This window comes from Methylophilus sp. QUAN (assembly GCF_015354445.1).
Classification (GTDB): domain Bacteria; phylum Pseudomonadota; class Gammaproteobacteria; order Burkholderiales; family Methylophilaceae; genus Methylophilus.
Window position 1 is genome coordinate 143,868 of record NZ_JADKYT010000002.1, and the last position, 25,853, is coordinate 169,720.

General features: G+C 53.5%; 17 protein-coding genes. 2 read left to right on the top strand and 15 right to left on the bottom strand.

What is annotated here, in order from left to right; translation table 11 throughout:
- Positions 1 to 243 precede the first annotated feature (243 nt).
- A complete protein-coding gene (locus INP79_RS09395; protein WP_194754036.1) occupies positions 244 to 885 on the top strand; it encodes a hypothetical protein in 642 nt (213 codons plus the stop codon).
- A 103-nt stretch (positions 886 to 988) separates the two neighbouring features.
- On the opposite strand, the gene INP79_RS09400 is transcribed toward INP79_RS09395, so the two are convergent.
- Together INP79_RS09400 and INP79_RS09405 are read right to left on the bottom strand one after the other, a co-directional pair.
- Positions 989 to 2,095: an NADH:flavin oxidoreductase/NADH oxidase gene (locus tag INP79_RS09400; protein ID WP_194754037.1), complete on the bottom strand. Its 1,107-nt coding sequence runs from the start codon at positions 2,093 to 2,095 to the stop codon at positions 989 to 991.
- A 24-nt stretch (positions 2,096 to 2,119) separates the two neighbouring features.
- A complete protein-coding gene (locus INP79_RS09405) occupies positions 2,120 to 3,310 on the bottom strand; it encodes an MFS transporter (RefSeq protein WP_194754038.1) in 1,191 nt (396 codons plus the stop codon).
- An 86-nt stretch (positions 3,311 to 3,396) separates the two neighbouring features.
- Here INP79_RS09405 and INP79_RS09410 point away from each other — a divergent pair, with 86 nt between their 5' ends.
- The gene (locus INP79_RS09410) at positions 3,397 to 3,711 is read left to right on the top strand and encodes a helix-turn-helix transcriptional regulator (RefSeq protein WP_194754039.1); all 315 of its coding nucleotides are present in this window, start codon (positions 3,397 to 3,399) and stop codon (positions 3,709 to 3,711) included.
- Between the two features lie 193 nt (positions 3,712 to 3,904).
- Here the strand turns inward: INP79_RS09410 and INP79_RS09415 are convergent, their stop codons facing one another.
- The 13 genes from INP79_RS09415 to INP79_RS09475 form a co-directional block, all read right to left on the bottom strand.
- On the bottom strand, positions 3,905 to 8,071 hold the full coding sequence (locus INP79_RS09415; protein WP_194754040.1) for a sulfite reductase subunit alpha: 4,167 nt from the start codon (positions 8,069 to 8,071) through the stop codon (positions 3,905 to 3,907).
- 21 nt (positions 8,072 to 8,092) lie between these two features.
- Entirely contained in the window at positions 8,093 to 8,473 is a 381-nt protein-coding gene (gene nirD / locus INP79_RS09420; protein WP_194754041.1) for a nitrite reductase small subunit NirD, read from the bottom strand.
- A 15-nt stretch (positions 8,474 to 8,488) separates the two neighbouring features.
- On the bottom strand, positions 8,489 to 11,053 hold the full coding sequence (gene nirB / locus INP79_RS09425; RefSeq protein WP_194754042.1) for a nitrite reductase large subunit NirB: 2,565 nt from the start codon (positions 11,051 to 11,053) through the stop codon (positions 8,489 to 8,491).
- 461 nt (positions 11,054 to 11,514) lie between these two features.
- Positions 11,515 to 14,223 (bottom strand): nitrate reductase, encoded by a 2,709-nt coding sequence (locus INP79_RS09430; protein WP_194754540.1) that lies wholly within the window; start codon positions 14,221 to 14,223, stop codon positions 11,515 to 11,517.
- 80 nt (positions 14,224 to 14,303) lie between these two features.
- Positions 14,304 to 14,615, bottom strand: coding sequence for a nitrite reductase small subunit NirD (gene nirD / locus INP79_RS09435; protein ID WP_194754043.1), 312 nt, complete (start codon positions 14,613 to 14,615; stop codon positions 14,304 to 14,306).
- A 46-nt stretch (positions 14,616 to 14,661) separates the two neighbouring features.
- Positions 14,662 to 16,350, bottom strand: a complete 1,689-nt coding sequence (locus INP79_RS09440; protein ID WP_194754044.1) for a bifunctional protein-serine/threonine kinase/phosphatase — start codon at positions 16,348 to 16,350, stop codon at positions 14,662 to 14,664.
- 34 nt (positions 16,351 to 16,384) lie between these two features.
- Positions 16,385 to 17,596, bottom strand: a complete 1,212-nt coding sequence (locus INP79_RS09445; protein WP_194754045.1) for a NarK/NasA family nitrate transporter — start codon at positions 17,594 to 17,596, stop codon at positions 16,385 to 16,387.
- 51 nt (positions 17,597 to 17,647) lie between these two features.
- The gene (gene nirB, locus INP79_RS09450; protein ID WP_194754046.1) at positions 17,648 to 20,074 is read right to left on the bottom strand and encodes a nitrite reductase large subunit NirB; all 2,427 of its coding nucleotides are present in this window, start codon (positions 20,072 to 20,074) and stop codon (positions 17,648 to 17,650) included.
- A gap of 20 nt (positions 20,075 to 20,094) precedes the next feature.
- Positions 20,095 to 20,880 carry a uroporphyrinogen-III C-methyltransferase gene (gene cobA, locus INP79_RS09455; protein WP_194754047.1) on the bottom strand — a complete coding sequence of 262 codons (786 nt, stop codon included), beginning with the start codon at positions 20,878 to 20,880 and terminating at the stop codon, positions 20,095 to 20,097.
- An 18-nt stretch (positions 20,881 to 20,898) separates the two neighbouring features.
- Positions 20,899 to 22,371: an alginate export family protein gene (locus INP79_RS09460; RefSeq protein WP_194754048.1), complete on the bottom strand. Its 1,473-nt coding sequence runs from the start codon at positions 22,369 to 22,371 to the stop codon at positions 20,899 to 20,901.
- 88 nt (positions 22,372 to 22,459) lie between these two features.
- Positions 22,460 to 23,269 (bottom strand): ABC transporter ATP-binding protein, encoded by an 810-nt coding sequence (locus tag INP79_RS09465; RefSeq protein ID WP_194754049.1) that lies wholly within the window; start codon positions 23,267 to 23,269, stop codon positions 22,460 to 22,462.
- A 21-nt stretch (positions 23,270 to 23,290) separates the two neighbouring features.
- On the bottom strand, positions 23,291 to 24,217 hold the full coding sequence (ntrB, locus tag INP79_RS09470; RefSeq protein WP_194754050.1) for a nitrate ABC transporter permease: 927 nt from the start codon (positions 24,215 to 24,217) through the stop codon (positions 23,291 to 23,293).
- Between the two features lie 20 nt (positions 24,218 to 24,237).
- On the bottom strand, positions 24,238 to 25,506 hold the full coding sequence (locus INP79_RS09475) for a CmpA/NrtA family ABC transporter substrate-binding protein (protein WP_370583267.1): 1,269 nt from the start codon (positions 25,504 to 25,506) through the stop codon (positions 24,238 to 24,240).
- Between the last annotated feature and the right edge of the window lie 347 nt (positions 25,507 to 25,853).

Here is a 25,853-nt window from a genome sequence, read left to right on the forward strand (position 1 = left end):
TGTGAAAGTGAAAAGTGAACCAGTGAAAAAACAATCGCTTTAATCAAAATGAACGCACATTAAAACTGTATGTCATTCATCAATCCACTAACTAATAAAGCGAATAGGATGAGTATTTTTCTTTCACCCCAGCAGGTTTGTGCATCGTGCGGGCAGGTCTGGTATCCATCAGATGACGTTGAAACGGCTCACTGTCCCAACTGCGGTAGTAGTCACATAGGACATGAGAAATGGAGTTTATATGTGACCTTCCTGTTCTATACGATAGGGTTGGCTGTCTTGGTATGGATGGTCGTCAACTGGAAAGATGTGGTATTGCCGCCAATCGTTGAGCCTGCTGCGGCGGTGGTAGACAGTTTAACAACATCCGAACAGCAGGTAGAACTACCTTCCATTGAGGAGGAGTTGGATATTAACGCTGCGCCTGCCTTGATCACGCCTTCGCAACAGGGAGAGTCAACAGCGCCGGCAAAGGCAGCTTCCTTGGAGGTTGAGAGTACGCCGCCTCCTGTGCAAACGACAGAGACCATACTTGAACCCAGGCGTGAGATTGTCACGGTAGAAACTTCTGCTGCAGAACCCAGTATTAACAATGAGACGGTTGCTTTCAGTTTGTGGAGCATTTCCGAACTCCGTTTGAGAAACGTGTATACCAAACTGATGAATGATGGTTCATCCGCGGCCGAACTCAGGAAAAAAGAGTATCTGCAGTATGTCAATAGCCGTAATAAGAGGTGCGGCGAGCTGAACGCCCAATTTGCCAAAAACATTAACTCGATGGACAAGCTTAATTTTAAAGAGGGTGACCTGGCTGTGCTGGAGTGCCACAGTGCTGAAAATAGCAGTGAGCTGAACCGCTTAAAATTAATGGGTTATGATGGATAATGGTTTTTACCGATGTTTTTTGTTACGGAGACATCACTTTTTTACTGAAAGGCATGAAAAAATAAACCTGCCAGCTGGCAGGTTTATCGGGGAACGTGGTTGATTATTCCTGAGTAGGGCTTCTGTAACGTGACAGCCAATGTGCATAAGGCGCTGGCAGCACCCAGGCGGGATTCTCCTTATGCAACGCTTTTGCCGCAAAGTAAGGCCAGTGCGGATTCTCAAGATGCGCACGGCCTATCATGGCCAAGTCTAGTTGTTCCTGGCGAATGGCATTATCCGCAAGTGTTGGTGCACCAAACCCCCAGGCAGACGATACTGAAATGCCGGCTTCATTTCTGACTTGTTGCGCGATTGGTCCAAGGAATGCAGGGCCCCAGGGAATATTGGTCTGCGGAATGGTAAAGCCTACACTGACGCTCAGCATATCCAGGCCACGTTGTTTCCAGGCTTTCACCAGTTGAATTGACTCACTTAAGGTTTCTTCATCTTTGCCATCGTATTCAATGACGCCGAATCGTGCAGTGAGTGGCAAGTTCTCTGGCCACACTTCGCGCACCGCTTCCAGTGTTTCAATGGTAAAGCGTGAGCGGTTCTCAAAACTGCCGCCGTAACTATCTGTGCGGTGGTTGGAATGGGCGGAGGTGAAGCTTTGCCCGAGGTAGCCGTGCGCAAAGTGGATTTCCAGCCATTCGAAGCCTGCATCCAGCGCGCGTTTGGCCGCAGCGACAAAGTCATTTTTTACGCGTTGAATATCTGCAATCGTCATTTCTGTTGGCACGCGTGGCAAGTCACCACCAAACGCAATGGCCGAAGGTGCAATAGGTTGCCAGGCACGTGAGTCATTTGCCGAGATATGGTCATCGCCTTCCCACGGTTTATTTGCACTGGCTTTGCGGCCTGCATGCGCAATCTGGATGCCGGGCACTGCACCAGCCGCTTTAATCGCCGCCGCAATTTCACGCAGTTTTTCAGCTTGTGCATCATTCCATATGCCCAGGCAGCCCGGTGTAATACGGCCTTCTGGCGCGACGCCAGTGGCTTCTACAATCACCAAGCCGCTGCCGCCACGGGCGAGGGTGGTGTAATGCGCCAAATGCCAGTCATTCACCACGCCGTCTTCGGCCATGTATTGGCACATAGGTGGAATCGCAATGCGGTTTCTGAGAGTGACATCTTTTAATTGATAGCTTGAAAATAAGTCAGCCATGATGGTCCTTTGATGATTAGGTGTTTACGCAGGTGTTGAATGAGGGCGGCTTGCAACCAGTCGCAGTTCGACCACCGCCAATACGAGTCCGACAAATACAATGCAGGCAGCAATCCAGCCTATCGAGGTGAGTCCTAATCCTGAGGAAATAACCAGCCCCCCGACCCAGGCACCGGCGGCATTACCCACATTGAAGGCACCAATGTTCATGGCGGAGGCGAGGGTAGGTGCGCCGCTGGCTTTTTCGAGGATTTTTATCTGTAATGACGGCACCATCGCAAAGCCCGCAATGCCGAGTAAGCCCACCAGGCTGACGACGGCAATCTGGTTATGCGAAAACAGCGAGAACGAGGCCAAGGTGGCGATGATAAACATCAACGCACCTATCAGTGTTTTATCGAGGTTGATGTCCGCTAGTTTGGCGCCAATAATATTGCCAATCATCATGCCTACCCCAAACAATAAAAATACGGGGGAGATGGCAGTGGGTGAAAAATGAGCCACATCGGTCAAAATCGGTGCGACATAAGTGAGTATGGCGAACAAGCCGGTGTCTGCAATAATGGTCAGCAGTAAGCCGGCAATGACCTGCGGTTGCAATAAGGCATTGATCTCAGACTTAACTGCCACTTTTTCTGCATGATGGTCACTGGGCACCAGAAAATAGATGGCGGCCAACGCCAACGGACCTATCATGGTCACCGCCCAAAAGGTTGATCGCCAGCCCAGTAATTGGCCTAACCAGGTCCCCACAGGTACGCCAATCACATTGGCGACCGTCAGGCCGGTAAACATTAATGCAATTGCTAGCGCGCGTTTATCTTTAGGCACCAGGCTGGTGGCGACCACTGCGCCTATGCCAAAAAAGGTGCCATGCGCAAACGAAGTCACCACGCGTGCAATCATCAGCGTGGTGTAATCAGGCGCCACCGCGCAGATCAAATTACCCAGCGTGAAAATGGCCATCAGCCACAATAACGAACGCTTGCGCGAAAATTTGGCCATGAGGATGGACATGATGGGCGCGCCGACCGCCACGCCCAGCGCATAACCGCTGATCAACAAGCCAGCCATGGGGATGCTGACCTGCAAGTCGCGGCTCACTTCTGGCAACAAGCCCATAATCACAAATTCAGTGGTGCCGATACCAAAGGCGCCGGCCATCAGGGCATATAAGGCGAGGGGGATGCCTTGTGAAGATGGTTCTTTTTTCATTGCAGCTTAAACACTTTTATTAACTTCCATAGTTCGAATATAGTCGAACTATGGAATAATATCAAGCGTTGTGATAAATTTTACATATGCGGCAAATTAAACATCCCAATATGGATCAGGTAGAGCTCACAGACATTATGTATGCGCTGTCTGACCCGACGCGCCTGGAGATTGTAGGCCGTTTGGCGAATGCTGGCCGCAAACTCACCTGCGGCGAACTCGACCTGAATCGTCCTAAATCCAGCATGTCGCATCACTTTAAAATCCTGCGCGCAGCCGGATTAGTTGAAACCTTGATTGAAGGCACAGAGCATATGAATGCACTCAGGGTTGCGGAGATTGAGCAGAAGTTTCCTGGGGTGTTGCAGTCGGTTTTAATTGCACTGAATAAATCATCATAAGTATGATTTATTGTTGAAAAACACCTCAAATTCAGAGGTGTTTTTTATTTTGCGGGCTTTAATGTTTTTTCCATCAGATAATCAGATCGACTACAGCTTCACATAGTGTATGGGCTGAAAATGTAGCCGTTCACAATGTTGCATACGGACTTACATCAAGCCAGCATGACGTTCTTCCCGTTGCACATATTCGTTAGTAAACGTCCCGCACATAGCGCTTTTCCTGCGCCATCTTGGCGACATAGTCAGCCGCGGCTTCTGCCGTCATCTTGCCGTGAATTTGAATAATGTTTTTCAAGGCTGCATCCACATCTTTTGCCATGCGGCTGGCATCGCCGCACACGCAAAAGTGCGCACCTTGTTGCAGCCATTGCCATAGCTGCTCGCCTTGCTCCAGCATGCGGTGTTGCACATAAATCTTGTCAGCCTGGTCGCGAGAGAAGGCGGTATCCAGGCGGGTTAACACGCCTGCTTGTTGTAGTGTCTCTAATTCTTCGCGGTAGTAAAAGTCTGTGGCAGCGTGCTGCTCACCAAAAAACAGCCAGTTTTTACCGGGCGCTGTGGTGGCCTGGCGTTCTTGCAAAAAGGCGATAAATGGCGCGATGCCGGTGCCGGGGCCGACCATAATCAATGGAGCATCCGGGTTTTTTGGTGGGCGGAAATGTGCAGAGCGTTGCAAAAAGATAGGCACATTAATATCGCCAGCACGGTCGGCCATAAAGGTGGAACAAACGCCGCCACGCGCGTTGTCTTTGCCGTAACGCACGGTGGAAACCGTCAGGTGCACTTGGTTGGGATGCGTTTTCGGGCTGGACGAAATGGAGTAAAGGCGTGGTTGCAGGCGTTTTAACACTACCAGCCATTCGCTTGCTTCTACCTTGATCGGATATGCCTGTAATACGTCGATAATTTGTTTACCCCATAGCCAGTCTTTGAGGGTTTTTTCGTCGGCCATCAAACTGGCAAGCGTGGTGCTAGCACTGCGTGCTTGCACAAATTTGAGCAGGTCAGTCGTGATGCGGGCAATCTCAAAGTGATGCGATAGTGCATCGACTAAAGCGATGTCGCCGTGATCTTTGACGCTCACTATGGTGGAGGGGGAGAGTTTGAGCGCATTCAGCATGTCGCCTACCAGTTCGGGGCAGTTGGTGGGCCAGACGCCGAGTGCATCGCCCGCTTCATAGCTAAAGCCACTATTGCTCAGGTCAAAGCCAAACTGGCGTATTTCTTTCTCTGCACCGTTGGCATTGAGGCGCTGGTTAATGACTAATGGTGCTTTGAGGGGATGCTGGCGGGTATAGCCTGAAGGCGTTGCTACGACCGTTTCTGCCACGGCTTCATCCACATCGCCTGCCAGTGCCATGGCGGGTTGCGCCACGCTGGCGGTACTATTGGCTAAGGCAGTCATCACTTTGCCCAGCCATTCGTTAGCGGGTTGTTCAAAGTCCGGCTCACAGTCCACACGATCGCTCAGGCGTTGTGCACCCAGCGCTTCGAGTCGTGCATCCAGTTTGCGGCCAAAGCCGCAGAATTGATCGTAGTTGGAGTCGCCAAAGGCCAGTACCGAGAACTGCGTATTCTGTAGGGTTGGTGCATTGTCTGCCTGGATTGCCTGCCAGAACTGGCTGCCATTATCCGGAGGGTCGCCATCGCCAAAGGTGCTGGCAAGCAGGAGCACTTGGCTGGTCATGGCCAGGTCTGCCAGATTGATGCTGTCCATCGTTTTGACTACAGCCTTGAGGCCGCTGGTTTTGATACGCTCGGCACATTTTTCGGCAAAGCCTTCGGCATTGCCTGTCTGTGAGGCCCAAAGAATCGTGACTGTGGCGGTGGCACTTGTTTGCGTTGTCGAAAAATCTGGCAAGCCTGCAGGCAGGCTAGCGCCCTCTGGCAGCCAGCTACGTGCAAACAAGCCTGCCAGAATACCGTTAATCAACATATGTTTGGCCGGAGTGAGCGGTGCATTTTCCGGCAGCGTGGGCACGCCACCCAGTTGGCGCGATTCTTCGGTACGCAAGCCGGTGACAAATCCTTGCAAGTAAAGTTGTTCCTGCGCATCCAGAATAATTTCCGGTTGCTTATCTAGCCCCAGCAACCTGGCTAAAGCGTCGATATCTTTCATATTGAGTTCCTTATTATTCTTTGTCGAGTCACCTGTGCTGGTGACTGTGATGTGCGCATCGTCTGCCTGGCTAGCGGGGCGCTGAGCGGGCGCGACGCGTGTCATGGCGACGGCGCAGAATTTGAATTCGGGTTGTTGCGAAATGGAGTCTATGGCATCACTGGTGACGGCATTAATGGTGAGGTCATCACCGAAGACATCGTTCCAGTGAAAAGGCGCAAAGCAGTTACCCGCGCGCACGCGGTCGGTCACCACGGCCGGTAATATTGCACGGCCACGCCGCGAGCGAATCTCGACCTGGTCTTTGTCTTGTATGCCCAACGCAGCAGCATCTTCGGGGTGCAGCTCTACAAACGGGCCAGGGTTCAGTTTGTTTAATGTGGCAATCTTGCCGGTTTTGGTCATGGTATGCCATTGGTGTTGCAGGCGGCCGGTATTCAATACAAAGGGATAGTCCGGGTCAGGCAGTTCTGCCGCCTCCATATGCGGGCGGGCAAAAAACACGCCTTTGCCGCTGGCGGTGGCAAACGCAATGCGCGGTTGGCTGCCATCTTCGCGAATGGTCAGCTTCTGGCTGATGCCGTCGTTGAGATAGCGAATCGGATGGCGATCTTCTGTGTTGTCTGGCGCACATGGCCATTGCAGGGGTTGCTGGCGTAACTTGTCATGGCTCACACCGCGGATGTCATAACCGGTTTTCAGGTTAGAGGCGCGCGTGATTTCTTCAAATACCTCGGCAGCAGAGGCGTAGTTAAAGCCCTCGCTAAAGCCCATTTCGCAAGCGACTTTGGCAATAATCTGCCAGTCCGCCATGGCTTCACCCGGCGGGTTCACGGCATGCTGCATCAAGGTCATATTGCGTTCTGAGTTAATCATCACGCCTTCTGCTTCGGCCCATAGGGCACCAGGCAGCAAAATGTCGGCATAGCGATTGGTTTCGGTATCCAGGAAGGCATCCTGCGCAATCACCAGCTCGGCTTTTTCCAGGCCTGCAATCACATTTTTACGATTAGCCATGCTGGCGACCGGGTTGGTGCAAATCACCCAGCAAGCTTTGATGTCGCCAGCCATCATTTGCTCAAACATGGCTACGGTGCCGCCACCCAGGCGGGTGTGCAGCGTGCCTTCGGGCACCTGCCACAGGTTTTCGATAAACTGGCGATCCTGTTCGACCAGCACCGAACGCTGGCCTGGCAGCCCCGGGCCCATATAGCCCATCTCGCGCCCGCCCATGGCGTTAGGTTGCCCGGTGAGAGAGAACGGGCCGCTGCCAGGGCGGCAGATGGCGCCGGTCGCCAGGTGCAGATTACAAATGGCATTGGTATTCCAGGTGCCATGCGTGCTTTGGTTAAGCCCCATGGTCCAGCAACTGATCCAGTTTTTGCTGGTGCCTATCCACTCCGCGGCCTGGCGGAGTGCGTGTTCATCGAGGCCTGTGATGTCGGCGACTTTTGCTGGCGAATATGCTTCCAGAAAGTCTGGCATGACTTCCCAGCCTTCGGTGAATTCGGCAATAAATGCGGCGTCGGTGTGGCCATTTTTGACCAGCAGATGCAACAGGCCATTGAGTAAGGCTAAGTCGGTGCCCGGCTTGATCTGCATAAACAGGTTTGCTTTGTCAGCGGTGGTGTTGCGGCGTGGATCTACCACAATCAATTTCGCCCCGGCTTTCACCCTGTCCATCATGCGCAGGAATAAAATCGGGTGGCAATCGGCCATATTGGCACCAATGACGAAGAACAAATCCGTCTGGTCAAAGTCCTGGTAAGAGCCTGGTGGGCCATCTGCGCCCAGTGATAATTTATAGCCACTGCCTGCGCTGGCCATGCACAGGCGTGAGTTGGATTCAATATTGTTGCTGCCGAGATAACCTTTAACTAGCTTGTTAGCCAGGTACTGCGATTCTATCGACATCTGACCTGAAACATACAGGGCAATCGCATCCGGGCCATGTTGGTCCAAAATGGCGCGCAGGCGGCGGGCGGTTTCCTTGATGGCAATATCCAGCCCGGTGCGCACCGATTCTTGCCCGCGTGCCGGGCGCACATAGGCATATTCCAAGCGGCCAGAGTCTGCAATCGCTTGTGCGCAGGTATTGCCTTTGGTGCACAGGCGGCCAAAGTTGGTCGGATGCTGCTTGTCGCCATAGACCTTGATCACTTTATGGTTTTCTACTTCCATCACAATGCCGCAACCGACACCGCAATAAGGACAGACTGATTTTACCTGCGTGACCATAGACCCGGACCCCGATGTGACCTAGACCTGCACCCAGACTGCGCCATCGCGCAGCTCTACCGGGTAAGTCTTGAGGCTGATGCTTGCATCCTCTATACAAACACCAGTGCGCAACTGGTAGTGATGCTTGTAGATAGGGGAGGCGACTACACGTTCTCCACCCAAGTCGCCGACGATGCCACGAGAGAGCACGTTGGCGTCGCTGTGCGGATCATAGTTATCCATGGCGTAGAGCTGGTTATCCTGGAGGCGGAAAATGGCAACCTGACGGCCTTCGAGCAGGGCGCATACGCCCATATTCGGCCAGATGTCTTCTAGCGCACACACCAGGTGCCAGGCGCCTACATCGCCCGTGATTTGATTGATAGCAGCCTCTGATGCTGCTTGTTGTACTTGACTCATCTGTGACTCCATTGATTATTCTGTGGTGGCGAGGATAGGAATCACTTTTGCGCTTCTCTTTTCCTCTACGGTGGCAGGACGCATCTGTTCGCGTTCGTTCACGAAGACGATGTTGCTGTCCCCTGCTTGGCTATTGACGAAGCTACGGAAGCGTTTGCGTACCTCTGGGTCATTGACGGCGGTTTTCCATTCATCCTGGTAGTTGTCCACCACGTGCTGCATCTGTGCTTCCAGCTCGGCGCCCAGGCCCAGCGAGTCATGAATCACCACATCGCGCAGGTAGTCCAGGCCGCCTTCCATATTGTCACGCCAGGTGCTGGTGCGTTGCAGGCGGTCGGCGGTGCGGATGTAGAACATCAGGAAGCGGTCTATCATGCGGATCGCTTCTTCTTTGGTCAGATCGCTGGCGATGAGCTCGGCGTGGCGCGGTTTCATGCCGCCGTTACCGCATACATACAGGTTCCAGCCATTCTCAGTAGCGATCAAACCGACGTCCTTACCTTGGGCTTCGGCACATTCACGCGTACAACCAGAAACTCCAAACTTGATTTTGTGCGGGGCGCGCAGGCCTTTGTAACGGTTCTCTAACTGCACGGCGAGCCCGACACTGTCGTCCACGCCATAACGGCACCAGGTAGAACCGACGCAGCTTTTTACGGTGCGCAATGATTTGCCATAAGCATGGCCAGACTCGAAACCAGCCGCGATCAATTCTTCCCAGATATTAGGTAATTGCTCAACGCGGGCACCGAACATATCGACACGGGCACCGCCAGTGACCTTGGTATACAAATTGTATTTTTTGGCAATCTGGCCAATGGCAATCAGGCCATCAGGCGTGACCTCACCACCCGGCATACGCGGGACGACGGAGTAACTGCCATCTTTCTGGATATTGCCCAAAAAGTAGTCGTTCGAGTCTTGCAGTGAGGCCAGGTCTTTCTTGAGGATAAAGTCGTTCCAGCAAGAGGCGAGGATACTGGCCGCGGTCGGTTTGCAGATATCGCAACCCATGCCTTTGCCATGCTTGTGCAACAGCTCGCCAAAGGTTTTAATCTGCTCGACGCGCACCAGGTGGTATAGCTCCTGGCGTGAGTAAGGGAAGTGTTCGCACAGGTGGTTGTTGACGGTCATGCCCAGTTTCACCATCTGCGCCTTCATCACTTGCGTGACCAGTGGCACGCAGCCACCACAAGCCGTACCCGCTTTGGTGCAGGACTTGATGGCACCTATGCTGCAATTACCCGCCGCCACGGCCTCACCAATCGCGCCTTTGCTGACGTTGTTACAGGAGCAGAGCACCGCCGTGTCAGGCAAGGCATCTACGCCCAGGCCAGGTTTTTCTTTACCATCGCTGGCTGGCAAAATCAGGAACTCAGGATTTTCCGGCAAGGCCATTTCGTTGACTGTCATCTGTTGCAGCGTGCCATATTCATCGGCATTACCGATCAGCACCGCGCCCAGCAGTTTTTTGCCATCTTCGCTGACGACGATTTTTTTGTAGATATTGCGTACTTCATCCGTGTACTGATAGCTGCGGCAACCATGGGTTTTACCATGGGCGTCACCAACACTGGCGACATCCACGCCCATCAGTTTGAGCTTGGTGCTCATGTCCGCGCCCTGGAAGGTGGAGGTGGTTTCACCTGTCAGATGTGCGCAAGCCGTGCGGGCCATGTCGTAGCCAGGTGCGACCAGTCCGTACATTTCATCGTTCCAGCTAGCACATTCGCCGATGGCGTAGATGTCGTGGTCACTGGAGCGGGAGAAGTCATCAATGGCGATGCCGCCGCGGGCGCCTATGGCCAGGCCAGCGTCACGTGCCAGTTCGTCACGTGGGCGGATACCGGCAGAGAACACGATCATGTCAGTTTCCAGCCAGGTTTCATCAAAAAATACCATGCGGTGACGAGCCGTTGCACCATCCACAATGGCTGTTGTGTTGCGGCTGGTGTGCACGTGTACGCCTAGTTCCTCGATCTTGCTGCGTAGCACTTTGCCGCCAGCTTCGTCTACTTGTACCGCCATCAGGCGTGGCGCAAATTCCACCACGTGGGTATCCAGGCCCATGTCTTTCAAGGCTTTGGCACACTCCAGGCCCAGCAGGCCGCCGCCGACGACTACGCCGCTCTTAGCGGTTTTGCCTGCGGCTGTCATTGCTTCCAGGTCTTCAATGGTGCGATAGACAAAGCAGTTTTCGCGATCACGGCCAGCGACGGAAGGCACAAAGGGGAAAGAGCCGGTGGCCAGTACCAGCTTGTCGTATGGCAGGACGGTGTTGTCTGTCAGCGTGACGGTATGCTGGTGGCGGTCAATATGGCCAACGCGCGCATTCAGGCGTAATTCCAGGCCAGGGCGGTCATAAAAGCCAGGCTCGACTAAGGATAAGTCTTCAGCGGAGCTGCCTGAGAAAAAGCTGGAGAGGTGCACACGATCATACGCCGGGCGTGGTTCTTCACCCAAGACGGTGACTTGCAGGTTTGCGGCTAACAGGTCTGGATGGCGTTTCACCAGTTCCTGCATAAAATAATGTCCCACCATGCCGTTGCCGACAACTACTACGCGGGTAAGTTGATTCATCGTGTGTTCCCCATCTGATGCAAGCATATGGATACATGCGTTGCGGTTTAACTCAATATTTACCAGGCTTAAAAACGAAAAAAGGCGCCCATAGCTTATCTAGCAACCACCCTTGGCAGCATGTAAATAAGCTATGGACGCCGTTGTCCATAAAGGGATTTCCTGACTGCGGAAATGCCCTTGTTAAAAATTTTTCGTCGTCAATAAACGAGATTTAATGCCAGATAAGCAATTGGCATGCCAGAATTTTAGAAGGGATTGCTGTGAGTGGTTTGAATGCTTTAAGTGATTGTTCTACCTTGGTTTATCACTAGCTGGCAGAACGATTTTTCCACCCGATACCTGTCCCGACAAAGGGGCGGAGTAAGGCTGACGCACGATAATGATGCATATCAGTGCAATTGCACCAGAATTGATCTTTCGCTCAGTATTGCTTCATTATAAATATGGTTTGGCGCTCATCAGGCGTGCACTTTGCCATGCAGTTTGACCAGGCGCTTGAGCTCTGGCACGCATGAACCACAACTGGTGCCGCATTTGAGTTTGTTCTGCAAGGTGGGCAGATCCGCACCCATTTCCAGGGTTTCCATGATTTCGTTTTCCGAGACATCCAGGCAATTGCAGATGATTTTGCCACGGCTGTGTTGCCCGGCTGGTGGTGCGCTCAGGGGCGCAAGTGCCCAGCGGCGTAGCTCATTGGTGAGCTCGCCCTTGGTCATCACTTCACGCAACCAGTCGGCGGCCAGCGTTTCGCCAATGAGCCGAACACCGGTGACCTTGTTTTCTTCCACCAGGATATGTTTACTGATGCCACGCTTGGCATCGTTATATGTCAGCATGGGGGCATCTTCTGTCATGTCCAGCAGGGCATCCAGCTCGGCGATCAATGCCGCGTCAGGCGCTGCATGATGTGAGGCACGCAGCATGACCATGCCGGCATCACGGCCATATAAACCGCAGCTGGCGTAGTCAAATGACTTGAGCAATTTGCGCACCTTGCTGATGAGTTGTGCGTCTTCGCAATTGCGCATGACCACCATTTGCCATGGTAAGTCTAATTTTTCGATTTTGACCGCCGTGTGTTTGAGCTCGGGCTGCTTGGAGGTTTTGTCAAAAGCAGGCGGCATCAATGCATTGACGCCCAGCCCGTGCATAAACTGGCTGCTCCAGTGCATAGGCATAAAAAGTTGCGCCGGTTGCACTTCGTCAGAAGCTTGCACGCGGACGACCAGGTTGCCTCGTTTGTTGCTGACTTTGACAATATCGCCATGCTTGATCGCACGGCGCTGCATATCGTCTGCATGCATCCAGATCACTGGCTGTTCTTCATGGTTAAACAGCTGCGGCACAATACCGGTGCGGCTCATGCCATGCCATTGGTCACGCAGGCGGCCAGTCAGCAGGTGGAAAGGGTGGCGCGCATCTGGTTTGTCGGCGGTGCCCTTATACGCGGCGCTCATAAACTGCGCTTTGCCGCCTGGTTTCTGGAACACGCCATCGGTATATAAACGTGCTTCGCCTTGGTTGGCGCCAGGTTTAAACGGCCATTGTTGCGGACCTTGTGTTTCGAGGATGCTGTAGCTCAGGCCGGTGATGTCGAGGTCACGTCCACGCGTGGTTTCACGGTGCTCGTTAAAAATGGTTTCGGTATCCGGGTAATTAAACAGGGTGCTGGTTTTACCTAACTTTTGTTCCAGTCGCTGCGCAAATTCCACCACGGCTTCCCAGTCGTGCCGTGCTTCGCCCGGCTTGGGTGCCGCTGGGCGTACACGCGTAATGCGGCGCTCGGAGTTGGTGACCGTCCCTTCTTTTTCACCCCAGGTCGTGGCAGGCAAAAACACGTCGGCGTACTGGTTGCTGTCGGTGTTGTTAAATGCATCCTGCAAAACGATCAGCTCGGCATTGCGCAACGAGGCCAGTACATTATTCAAGTCTGGCATGGAGTGCGCTGGGTTGGTGCAGGCAATCCAGATGGCTTTGATTTCACCATTTTTGACGGCTTCGAACATTTCGACGGCGGTTTTGCCTGGCGTGGCAGGCACCTCAGGCAGCCCCCACAAGCGGGCGACTTCTGCGCGGTGCTCGGCATTGGCCAGGTCACGGTGGCCAGACAGCAAATTAGCCATGCCGCCCACTTCGCGACCGCCCATGGCGTTAGGCTGGCCGGTCAGTGAGAACGGGCCAGCGCCTGGCTTGCCGATCTGGCCGGTGGCCAGGTGCAGGTTAATCAGGGTGGCATTTTTCTCGGTGCCGTGGATGGACTGGTTAAGCCCCATGCAATACATGGAGAGCGTTGGGCCCAGGCCAAACCATTTGGCGGCCTGGATAATATCTTTTTCAGCGATGCCGCAAATATCGGCCACCATTTTTGGCGTATATTCGCGCACGGTTTCCTTGAGTGCTTCAAAGCCTTCGGTATGGTCGCGGATATATTGCATATCCAGCAAGCCTTCCCACAGCATGACATGCAGCAGGCCGTTAAACAGCGCCACGTCAGTGCCGGGCAAGATGGCCAGGTGCAAATCGGCCACTTGTGCGGTGTCGGTACGGCGCGGGTCAACGACGACGATTTTCATGTCCGGATTTTTAGCCTTGGCATCTTCAATGCGGCGGAATACAATCGGGTGCGCAAAGGCGGTGTTGGAGCCAGCAATAAACAGGCATTGTGTATGGTCGATATCCTCGTAGCAGGCCGGGGGTGCATCGGCGCCCAACGTGACTTTATAACCTGCCACGGCTGAGCTCATGCACAGGCGTGAGTTGGTATCGACATTGTTGGTGCCTATCAGGCCTTTGGCCAGTTTGTTAAACACATAATAGTCTTCAGTGAGTAACTGGCCGGAGATGTAGAAGGCCACCGCATCTGGTCCGTGAGTTTGGATAATGTCGGCAAACTTGTCCACAACATGATTCAAGGCGGTATCCCAGGTCACGCGCTCACGCGGCTGTTGCCTGTCCAGGCGCATTTCCGGATACAGCGCACGTGCATCCAGCTTGGCGGTCAGGTGTAGTGTAGAGCCTTTGGTACACAGGCGGCCAAAGTTGGCCGGGTGTTCGGGATCGCCTTTGACGTCGACAATCTGCTTGCCTTCCGTGGTAATAATGACGCCGCAGCCCACCCCGCAATAGCAGCAGGTGCTGCGTGTTTCACGCCGTTGCGGGTAGAACATGACTGGTTCTGCCGTCGTCAGCGTATGGTTGGATGCCTGAAGTTGTTGCTGTTGCGTCATAGATTGCCTGGTTTGCTAAACTACTTTTCTAATTGCAGGTAAACGTCGCCGTTTTCCACTTTGACGGCATAGCAGGCGGTATGGCCGACATCCGGCTCTTCTGCCTTGCCATCGACCAGGCTGATTTTCCAGCTATGCAATGGGCAGGCGACTTTGTCACCATAGACAATACCTTGTGACAACGGGCCGCCTTTGTGCGGGCAGCTATTGTTGAGCGCAAAGACACGGTCATCTTCGGTGCGGAAGACACCAATCTCCACTTCGCCGTGGCGCACAACACGTGCGCCCAGGGCTGGGATGTCGTTTACCGGGCAAATTTTTGTCCAACTCATTATTTCCTCGTTTCCAATTTGACTCTGGGTTTCACAGCGCAATGGCTTAAGAGACCAGTAACAAATAAATCAATAACAGGTTAATACACAATGAAATCACGGCCAGCCATTGCCATTTGACCAGGCGTGCGCGGGCAATCAGCGGCGTACGCGGAATCACGATCGGCTTCAGTTCGCCATGTTCCAGTGCCAGCAGCATCTCTTCGGCCGTTTCAAAACGGTCAGCCGGTTTTCTGGCAATGGCTTTTAAAATCACGTTTTCCAGCCAGGCCGGAATTTCCGGGCGATAGCGGCTAGGGCGGATAGGCTCGCCAAAGCGCGGGGACTGGAAAGGTTCGATTTCGCCGTAAGGATATTTACGGGTCAGCAAGTGATATAGCGTCACCCCGGCGGCGTAGATATCTGCCTGACGGTCAGCCACTTTGCCATCAAACAGTTCTGGCGACATGAAACTTGGTGTGCCGGGGTTTTCCATCTGCTCAGGCATGGGCAAGGTGGTGTTCAGCGCCACGCCCAAGTCAAGGATGCGCAGGCGGTTGTCGCTGCCGATATGAATATTGGCCGGTTTGATGTCGCGGTGCACGATATTCAAGCGGTGCAACATGCTCAAGCCGCGTAGCAAGTCCTGGCCGATATTGGCCACGCCGTTCATGGTGAAATGATGTCCGGCTTCCAGGCGCTGCTGCAAGGTGGCGCCTTCATGCCAGGTCATCACGTAATAGAGTGCGCTGCGCTGTTCACGGGTGAGTGGCAGCACCTGTGGCACACATTGTGAGACCACGCGTTTGGCCAGCCACTCTTCGTTCAGCAAGGCTTCGCAACTGGTTTTGTCATCAGCCCTGGCTGGCTGTAGTGTTTTGAGCACAAACAACTGGCCTGTCGGATTCCTGACCTGATACAGCAGGCTAACGCGTGAGTCGTGCAGGATTTTCGTGACGGTAAAACCGTCCAGTTGGTCGCCAATCGCCAGCTTGGCTGGAACTGGCAGGCTCAGTGCATCAGCCAGCATATCGGTCAGGTGGTCCTGCCCGACTTGGTCAATACGCACCACGACAGCCGAAGCATTATCCTGGCCACCTTTTTCCAGTGCCTGGTTGGTCAGGTGCTCGGCCATGAGTTGCGGGGTGTGATATAGCATCAGCACTTTGTGTATATCAGCCTCACCCAGCGCTGCCCACACGCCATCACTGACAATGGCATAGACGTCGCCGGTTTGCAGCAAGCCTTCGGCGTAATCGACACTTAACTGGTCATCCAGGCCGACCGCACGCTTGAGCACGTGGCGCATGTCTGGTCTATCCCAGACGTGGTCAGTGGTCAGGCATTGCAAGGATTGCTCGCGCAGTTGGTAAATACGGGTATCACCCACGTGTGCCAGTACATAGCGTTGCCCGCGCAACACCATGAGCGATAAGGTAGTGGCCATGCCTGCCATGTGGCTGTGCTTACGTGCCTGTGATAGCACCCAGCGGTTGGCGGCCTGAATGACCTTGTCCAGCGCATGCTGTACGGTCCAGGTGTCAGGGGTCGCATAGTAGTCTGCCGACAAGGTGCGCACGGTCATTTCAGCGGCTTCGGCGCCACCGGCGCCGCCACTGATGCCATCCGCCACAGCCAGCAGTGCACCCTTGATCCCCAGTTGGGCGTCAGCAGGCGTCACCAGGCCGATATAGTCCTCATTACGAGGCCTGGGCCCTGTGACACTGCTTTCGCCTACACTGAAGGTTAACTTCATTTATGGTTCCGTTTCATGACCGGTGGAGATTGGTTTAGATTTTAGCACTGGTCACAGTGGCAGAACCCCAGGTAGTACGCCAGCGGTTTTTCACGCTAGACAAGCCTACCAATGCCAGCACAGCCAGTCCTGCAAAAATGGTCAGGCCGATCTGGTAGCTGCCGGTGATTTGTTTGGAGTAGCCCAGGCTGGAGGCCAGGTAAAAACCACCTACGCCGCCTGCCATGCCCACCAGGCCGGTCATGACGCCGATTTCCTTGCGGAAACGTTGCGGCACCAGTTGGAATACCGCGCCATTGCCCATGCCCAGGGATGCCATGGCTAACACGACCACTGCCAGGCCCGCAGCTTGTGTTTGCATGCCAAAGCTCAAGATGAACAGGAAAATAGCAGCCAGTACATACATGGTGCTCAGGGAGCGGATGCCACCGATACGGTCAGCCAGCAAACCACCGAATGGGCGTACCAGTGAACCGGCAAACACGCAGGCGGCGGTAAAGTAACCAGCGTGTACTGGGTCCAGGCCATATTGGTCATGGAAGTAAATGGTGAGTGAAGACGCCATGCCGACAAAGCCGCCAAAGGTCACGCTGTAGAAAAACATAAACCACCAGGCATCTTTGTCTTTTAACACCGCCAGGTATTGCGACAGTGATTTGGCTGCAGGCGCATCTGGCGCATCTTTGGCAAAAACGGAGTACACCAGCAGCGCAATCAGCAGCGGAATCAGCGCCAGGCCGAATACATTGCTCCAGCCAAACGCGACTGCCAGGCCTGGCGCAAACAGGGCAGCTAATGCTGTACCTGAGTTACCGGCACCAGCAATGCCCAACGCTGTGCCCTGATGCTCTGGCGGATACCAGCGTGAGGCCAATGGCAAGGCCACGGCAAAGGCGGCCCCGGCAAAGCCGAGGAACATGCCTAGCAGCAAGGCTTGCTGATAAGTTTGTATGCCATGCAACCAGGCGGTGAGCAGGGCGGCGATCACAATGACCTGGCCGATCAGGCCGGCTTTTTTCGGTTTGAGTTGGTCTACCAGCACGCCCATGACAATGCGCAAAATAGCGCCGGTTAGCACAGGGGTAGCGACCATCAGGCCTTTTTGTGCCGGGTTTAACTGCAGGTCTGCCGCGATTTGCACCGCCAGTGGCCCCAGCATGACCCAGACCATAAAGCTCAGGTCAAAATAAAAGAAGGCTGAAAATAAGGTCGGTTTATGTCCGACTTCCCAAAAGCTTTTTTGCATGTTGTACTCTCCCGGGCGTACGCGCATTGCTGCCGTCCGCCACATTTTAGATTAAATGGTAATGGTGTCGAATTCTTTGTGTTCATCGCGTTTTTGGACGCGCTCAGCCCAGGGATCGACCGAACCCTGCAAGGCATATAGCAGACGCTCGTAGGCTGCTTTGCGGCCTTCGGCATCTTCCAGAATACGTTTTTTTACATAGTCGAGGCCGACACGTTCTATCCAGTGCACAGTGCGGTCCAGATAGCGTGCTTCTTCACGGTAGATCTGGATAAAGGCGCCGGAGTACTCAATGACTTCTTCGGCCGTTTTGACCTTGCATAAAAAGTGCGCCACTTCGGTTTTAATGCCGCCATTACCGCCAACATAGATTTCCCAGCCGGAGTCGACACCAATGACGCCGACGTCCTTGATGCCGGATTCAGCGCAGTTGCGCGGACAACCAGAGACAGCGAATTTCACCTTGTGTGGTGCCCACATATGGTCAAAGGCTTTCTCAATATCGATGCCGAGTTGGGTGGAGTTCTGCGTACCAAAACGGCAGAACTCGGAACCGACGCAGGTTTTCACGGTGCGGATAGATTTGCCATAAGCGTAGCCAGATGGCATATCCAGATCTGCCCACATATTGGTCAGGTCTTCTTTTTTTACACCCAGCAGGTCAATGCGCTGGCCGCCAGTGACTTTCACCATCGGCACCTGGTATTTGTCGGCGACATCGGCAATTTTGCGCAATTGGTCAGGCGAGGTGACGCCGCCATACATGCGCGGAATGACAGAGTAAGTACCGTCTTTCTGGATATTGGCATGCACGCGCTCGTTGATAAAGCGGGATTGCGGATCATCCTTGGCCTCATGTGGCCAGGTCGAAATCAGGTAGTAATTCATGGCCGGACGGCAAGTCGCACAACCGTTAGGCGTTTTCCAGCCCATGCCTTTCATGGCAGCCGGGATACTCAGGTATTTATGTTTACGGATTTCATCGCGTACTTCTTCGTGGTTGAAGTCAGTGCAGCCACACACGGCTTTGCTGCTGGAAGGCGGCGCATAGCCGCCACCCAGCGTCGAAGCCAGAATCTGTTCGACCAGGCCAGTACAACTGCCGCAGCTGGAACCGGCTTTGGTTTGTTTCTTGACGTCGTCTATGGTGAACAGGCCTTTTTCCTGGATGGCCTTGACGATGGTGCCCTTGCAAACACCGTTACAGCCACACACTTCCATTTCGTTAGTCATGGTGGACACTTTGTCCTGACCCTGGTGGCCGGTATTGCCCAGACTGTCCTGCCCGAACATGAGGTGATCACGAATTTCGTGTATCGGCTTCCTGTCGCGCAGCAGCTGGAAATACCAGGCCCCATCCGTCGTATCGCCATACAGCACGGCACCGATGATTGTGTCATCTTTGATCACGAGTTTTTTGTAAACCCCGCCGACCGCGTCGTGCAGCAAAATTTCTTCGGCATCGTCACTGCCCATGAAATCACCGGCCGAAAACAAATCAATGCCAGTCACTTTCAGTTTTGTTGAAGTGACAGAGCCTTTGTATAGACCGATGCCGAAGTTGGCCAAATGTGTGGCGCACACTTTGGCCATTTCAAATAAAGGCGCCACCAGGCCGTAGGCAATGCCTCTGTGGCTCACACACTCACCCACCGCATAGACGCGTGGGTCATAGGTTTGCATGGTGTCATTGACCACAATGCCGCGGTTGCAATGAATGCCAGCGGATTCGGCCAGGGCGTAGTTGGGGCGGATGCCAACGGCCATCACCACCAGGTCGGCCGGGATTTCCTGGCCGTCTGTAAAGCGTACCGCGACGACGCGGCCATCTTTGCCTATCAGTTGCTCAGTGTTTTTTTGCAGCAAAAAGGTCAGGCCACGCGCTTCGAGGGATTTTTGCAACATCTTGCCTGAGACTTTGTCTAGCTGGCGCTCCAGTAGCCACTCGTTTTTATGTACCACGGTGACATCCATGCCCTGGATTTTCAGGCCGTTGGCCGCCTCCAGGCCCAGCAAGCCACCGCCGATCACCACCGCATGCTTGTGCGTTTTGGCCGCAGCAATCATGTCGTTGGTATCTTTAATGTCGCGGTAACCCAGCACGCCTTCCAGGTCAGCACCCGGGATAGGCAAGATAAATGGCTTGGAGCCCGTCGCCAGTAGCAGGCGGTCATATTCGACGGTGATACCATTCTCGGCAGTTACGGCACGCGCTTTGCGGTCTATCTTGTTGATGCGCGCACTAGTATGCAGGGTAATATTATTCTCTGCGTACCATTCACGTGTGTTTAGGATAATGTCGTCTATGGTCTGCTCATTGGCAAGCACCGGCGACAACATGATGCGGTTATAGTTAGGGTAAGGCTCATCGCCAAACACGGTAATGTCATACATGTCCGGTGCAATTTTGAGCAGTTCTTCCACTGCCCGCATGCCGGCCATGCCGTTGCCAACGACCACCAGTTTCTGTTTTATCATCAAAATCGCTCCTGTTATATTTATGCTGCATTGGCTACGCTGAGCCAGGTTTGCAGGTTTGCTTGCCAGTCTTGTTCTTGCTGGCTGTTTTTAGCTAATGTCACCACTGTACCGACGACAATAATCGCCGGGCTTTTGAGGCCTTCGGTATGTGCCAGGTAAGGGATCGCTTGCAGAGAAGAAGTCACCGCCCGCTGGTTGTGGCGGGTACCATTCTCTACCACCATACAAGGCATGTCGGCTGACATGCCTGCATTGATCAGTCCACGTGTGATTTCGGGCAGGTGCTGCATACCCATGTAAATCACCAGTGTGGTATTGCTTTCTACCAGGGCTTGCCATGGCAGCGGTTCGCCGTTCTGGGTATGGCCGGTAATCAGCGTCACGCCGTGGTTGTAGCCACGGTGCGTCACTGGCACCTCCATGCTGGCGCAAGCGCCCAGCCCGCTGGTCATGCCTGGGATAATTTCGTAAGGAATATTGGCCGCACGCAAAGCCAGCATTTCCTCACCACCACGCCCAAACACAAACGGGTCGCCGCCCTTGAGGCGAACGACCACTTGTCCTTGCTCGGCCAGAGCGACCAGCATACGGTTGATAAAGTGCTGCGGGGTAGACTTGCAGCCGCCGCGCTTACCGACCGGCACGATGCGTGCCTGCGGGCAATGCGCGAGCAGGGCCGGGTTCACCAGGTCATCGACCAGCACCACCTCGGCTTGCTGCAAGGCCTTGATGGCCTTGAGCGTAATGAGGTCCGGGTCTCCTGGGCCAGCTCCGACTAAATAAACTTTTGCGGCTGAAGTCATAGGCAATTCCTTATCAGGTTAAAACGTATACATGGCAGTCAGCCATAATTTTTCGGTGTCGCGCACACGGCCACGGATGGCTGCAGCATTGTTGCTGGCCAGGTTTGGCAATAAAGCATAGTGGTCGTCTTCACTAAACTTGCCGTATTCCAGTTTGGTCATCCAGTTCTTGTCCACATTCCAGGTCACTGCGGCATTCCATTCAGTACCGTAACGGCTGCCATTGCGGCTGCTTCCGCCACCAGTAGTATAAAAATCTTTGTCTGAGTCAATCAGGTGGTAGTCAGCAAAAAATACAAAGTCGCCATAGCGGTAAGTTGCCGTAACAAAGGTATCTTTAATGCCTTCAAGTGGCGTTGCCAAGAATTTGTCTACCCAGCCCTGAAAGAGGTGGTTAGTACCCAGCGGGGTCTGGAAGGCATACTTGCCGTTATTGCTGGACAACAATTCTTGATCAAGTCGCATATTGAAGTTATCGATACCAAATCCGCCGCCCAATTTGTAGTAGTGGGCGTCAATGCGTGAGTCACCGCCACTGTAATCTGTTTGCTTGGCGTATTCTGCGGTGTAGTGTGCCCGATAATTCGGGGTAAACGGGTGTGTACCATCCAGGCGAACACCGATAATTTTGTTGCCCTGGTCTGCATTCTGGTTGGCAGCGCCTCCTTTGCCAGCTGCATTGGCTGCAGGTGTCGTGCCATTACCAAACCAGGCACGGCCCATGCCTAAGTCCTGGAAACCATCCAGATAGGCATAACCCACCAGAAATTCGGTCGGGGAAATACGATAGCGTGCGTTGACGATATCCAGTGCACCATCAGAGCGGTACTTGCTGGTAATTTGCTCTACGCCTTCAAAGTGAGCAGCAAAAATTTCAGTGTCAGGAATGGTCTTGTTGAAAATCGATACGCCATCAAATACCTGCATGACTTGGCGGAAACCGATATCACCAATAAAGCGTACATTGTCCAGATTTACCTGCTGACGACCAGCACGTACGCGTGTGTTTTTAATGCCGGTCCACTCGACAAACAACTGGTTGACGCCAGTGTAGTCAGGGTCCACAACCTTGGCGTATTCGACATTGCTGGATTGGTTAGAAACGCTGTTAATCAAGGTGTTGTTGGTGCTGTCATTAAAGTTGTCAGACAACTTGGAAACATTAATCAACTGACCAGCGACACTCCAATTATGGTATGGCGCTGTTTGCCAGCCGATCAGGCTGCGCAAGGTCAGCGCATTGGCCGCTTTCAGCTCTTTATTTGCTGTCGGGTTTGCTGTGTTGTTAGGGAATGTGCCTGGTTGCAAACCATCCTGATCCACATATTCATAACGCAGTCTGAAACTGGTCATATTTTTGCCAGTTTTAATGGCATCCATGAAGGTGTATTCAGGGAGTGCTTCTTCCTCTGCCATGGCTTGCATGCTTAAAGCGGCCAGTAAAATTGCGACTGAAACTTGACGCAAGCGTGGGTGTGAGTTAGCGTTCATGTGTTGCTCCTTTATGCAATGTGGGGTAACCATACTTCGATGAGGTATGCGGTGCTGGCGGGTGACCGCCCGTCAGCACTACTTTTATCTATGCTGCTTTTTTAGCGTGGCGCTCATACAAAAACTTCAATACTTCGCTGCGCAGATGTGTGTAACTTGGGTCTTCTACCAGTTCCAGACGTTTGCGCGGACGTGGCAGATCCACTTCCAGAATTTCGCCTATGGTGGCTGCCGGGCCGTTGGTCATCATGACGATGCGGTCTGACAGTAATACGGCCTCATCTACATCGTGCGTGACCATCACGGCGGTGCAGCCAGAGCGTGCCATGATGCTCATCAGCTCATCCTGCAAACTGGCACGGGTGAGTGCGTCGAGTGCGCCAAAGGGCTCATCCAGCAGCAGGACTTTCGGTTCCATCGCCAGGGCACGGGCAATGCCCACGCGCTGTTTCATGCCACCTGAGATTTCGTTGGGGCGCTTTTCCATGGCGTGACTCAGGCCCACCAGTTCCAGCGCAGCACGGGTGCGTTCAGCCAGTTGTGTCGGGCCTTCATTCTCACCAAACACGCGTTCTACGGCCAGGTAGACATTTTCAAAGCAAGTCAGCCATGGCAGCAGAGAGTGGTTTTGAAACACCACAGCGCGCTCCGGGCCTGGTTTGGAAATTTCACGCCCGGCACAAAACAGGTAGCCTTCGCTGGGTTGCAGCAAACCGGCAATCAGGTTCAGCACGGTGGATTTGCCACAACCGGAGTGACCGATGATGGAAATGAACTCACCTTCACGGATGTTCAGGTTGATGTCCTTGAGTGCCTGAAAACTGCCTTTTTTGGTATGGAATGTCATGTTGACGTTTTCAATCAGCACATAACGGTCTTGCATTACATTGGTCGTCATAATTAAGAATCCTTTTCCCGGTTATTCGTAGCTGTAGCGTTTTGCGACCAGCACCAGCAACTGTTCCAGCAGCAAGCCAACAATGCCGACAATAAAGATGGCGATGATGATGTGCTCTACATTCAGGTTGTTCCACTCATCCCATACCCAGAAGCCAATCCCAACACCGCCGGTCAGCATTTCAGCCGCCACAATCACCAGCCAGGCTGCGCCGATAGAGAGGCGGACGCCGGTCATCATGTATGGCATGACATACGGCAGCAGGATTTTGGTGACGATTTTCCACTCGGACAGGTTGAGTACCTTGGCCACATTCATATAGTCTTGCGGCACTTTGCTGACGCCGACGGCGGTGTTAATAATCATGGGCCAGACGGCAGTAATGAAAATCACCCAGATCGCTGCCGGGTTAGCGGCTTTGAATACCAGCAGGCCAATCGGCAGCCAGGCCAGTGGCGATACCGGTTTGAGCAGGCTGATAATGGGGGCTGCCATTCTGGACATGAATGTGTAACGGCCAATCACAAAGCCCATGGGGATGCCAACAATCGCTGCTAATACGAAACCAGTGGCGACGCGTTTGAGCGAGTTCAGGATGTTCCAGCCTATGCCCATGTCGTTCGGATTGTTGATGTAAAACGGGTCGCTGAACAGCTCGACGGCCGATTGCCAGGTTTTCACCGGACCTGGCAGCCCCTGGGTCAGTGCAGAAACCGTGGCCCAGATAGCTGCAAATACCAGCAAACCAATCACAGGCGGCAACAACCACTCAAAGACCAGCTTGGCCGTTGCCGCCCCTTTCCAGCGTTTTGGTGCCGGAGGACTGGCTGCTGTGGCTGTGGTCGAGAGAGGTTTAACCACAGAAACAACAGGTTTTTCAGGTGCTACTTTCGCAGCTTCCCCGCTTTTTTGCATGATTTTTTCCTTGTTAAAGCTGACGACACTCATGGTGACTCTCCTTTAAAAGACTAGGCTTTGACCTTGAAGCTGTTGGCATAAGCTTTAGGGTCTTTGCCATCCCAGATCACGCCATCCATCAGTTTGCTGCTACGCATCACGTCTGTCGGCACTGCGATACCCAGTGATTTAGCGGCTTCGGTGTAGATGTCGATGCGGTTCACTTTCTTCGCGATGCCCAGGTAATCAGGGTCGGACTTCAGCAAGCCCCAGCGTTTGTGTTGGGTCAGGAACCACATGCCGTCGGACAGGTAAGGGAAGCTGACTTTGCCATCGTTGAAGAACTTCATGTAGTTCGGGTCTTCCCATTTTTTACCAATGCCGTTGTCGTAGTGGCCCAGGAAGCGGCCTTCAATGACTTCTTCCGGTGCATTCACATAAGCCTTGCCTGCAATCAGCTTGGCCACTTCGGCGCGGTTCTTGGTGGCGTCGATATAGCGGGAAGCTTCCAGGATGGCCTTGGTCAATGCCAGCGCGGTGTTTGGATTTTTGGCGGCAAAATCAGCCGTGGTGCCCAATACTTTTTCCGGGTGATCGGTCCAGATGTCTTGTGTTGTGGCGACAGTGAAACCAATCTTGTCGTAAATCGCACGTGCATTCCATGGTTCGCCCACACAGTAGCCGTCCATATTGCCGATACGCATATTGGCGACCATTTGTGGTGGAGGCACGACGATCGTTTTGACGTCTTGCATTGGGTTGATGCCATAGTTCGCCAGCCAGTAATACAACCACATGGCATGGGTGCCGGTCGGGAAAGTCTGCGCAAACGTGAAGTCGCGGTTTTCGTTATCCAGCAGGCGTTTCAATGTTCCGCCACTGGTCACCCCTTTTTCTTTCAACTGGTTAGCCAGCGTGATACCTTGGCCGTTGTGGTTCAGCGTCATCAGCACGTTCATGTCTTTTTGCTGGCCGCCTATGCCCATTTGCACGCCGTACACAAGGCCGTATAACACATGAGCGGCATGCAGTTCACCGTTGACCAGCTTGTCGCGCACACCTGCCCAGGAAGCCTCTTTGGACGGCACAATTTTGATACCGTATTTTTTATCGAAGCCCATTTGTGCAGCGACGATGATAGGCGCACAGTCGGTCAGTGGAATAAAACCAACTTTCACTTCGGTGATTTCCGGTGCATCTGAACCTGCAGCCCAAGCCTGGCTGCGTACAGCAGAAGGCACCATATTCATCATGGCGGCGGCACCAAAGGCACCGGCAATCGCCTGGCGGAAGAACTGGCGGCGTGTTTGGTCAACCGTCACTAGTGTGGTGGGCGTCATTATCGTGGTTGGTGCTGCTGACTCAACCACCGCAGACTCAACCGTTGTTTTTTTATCAGAACTGCTCATGTTTACTCCCTGGAAAGTGAATTAACTGGAAACGTAAAAACAAAAAAGGCGTCCTGAATGCAGACAATCGTTTGTCTACACTCAGGACGCCTTTGTCCTGCATTGCCCACCGCGTTGCAGTGGATATAAATGCTTGTTATATCGAAGCGGTGATCGCCATTGATGACTGCTCCGTTCGCTTGCCCGCCTGGTGAGGATGAGCTTGCTTAAACGGTAATTAGCAAATGGTGTGCCAGTTTTTTGTTTGTTTTTAAGTGGATGATTTTTATGTGATTTTT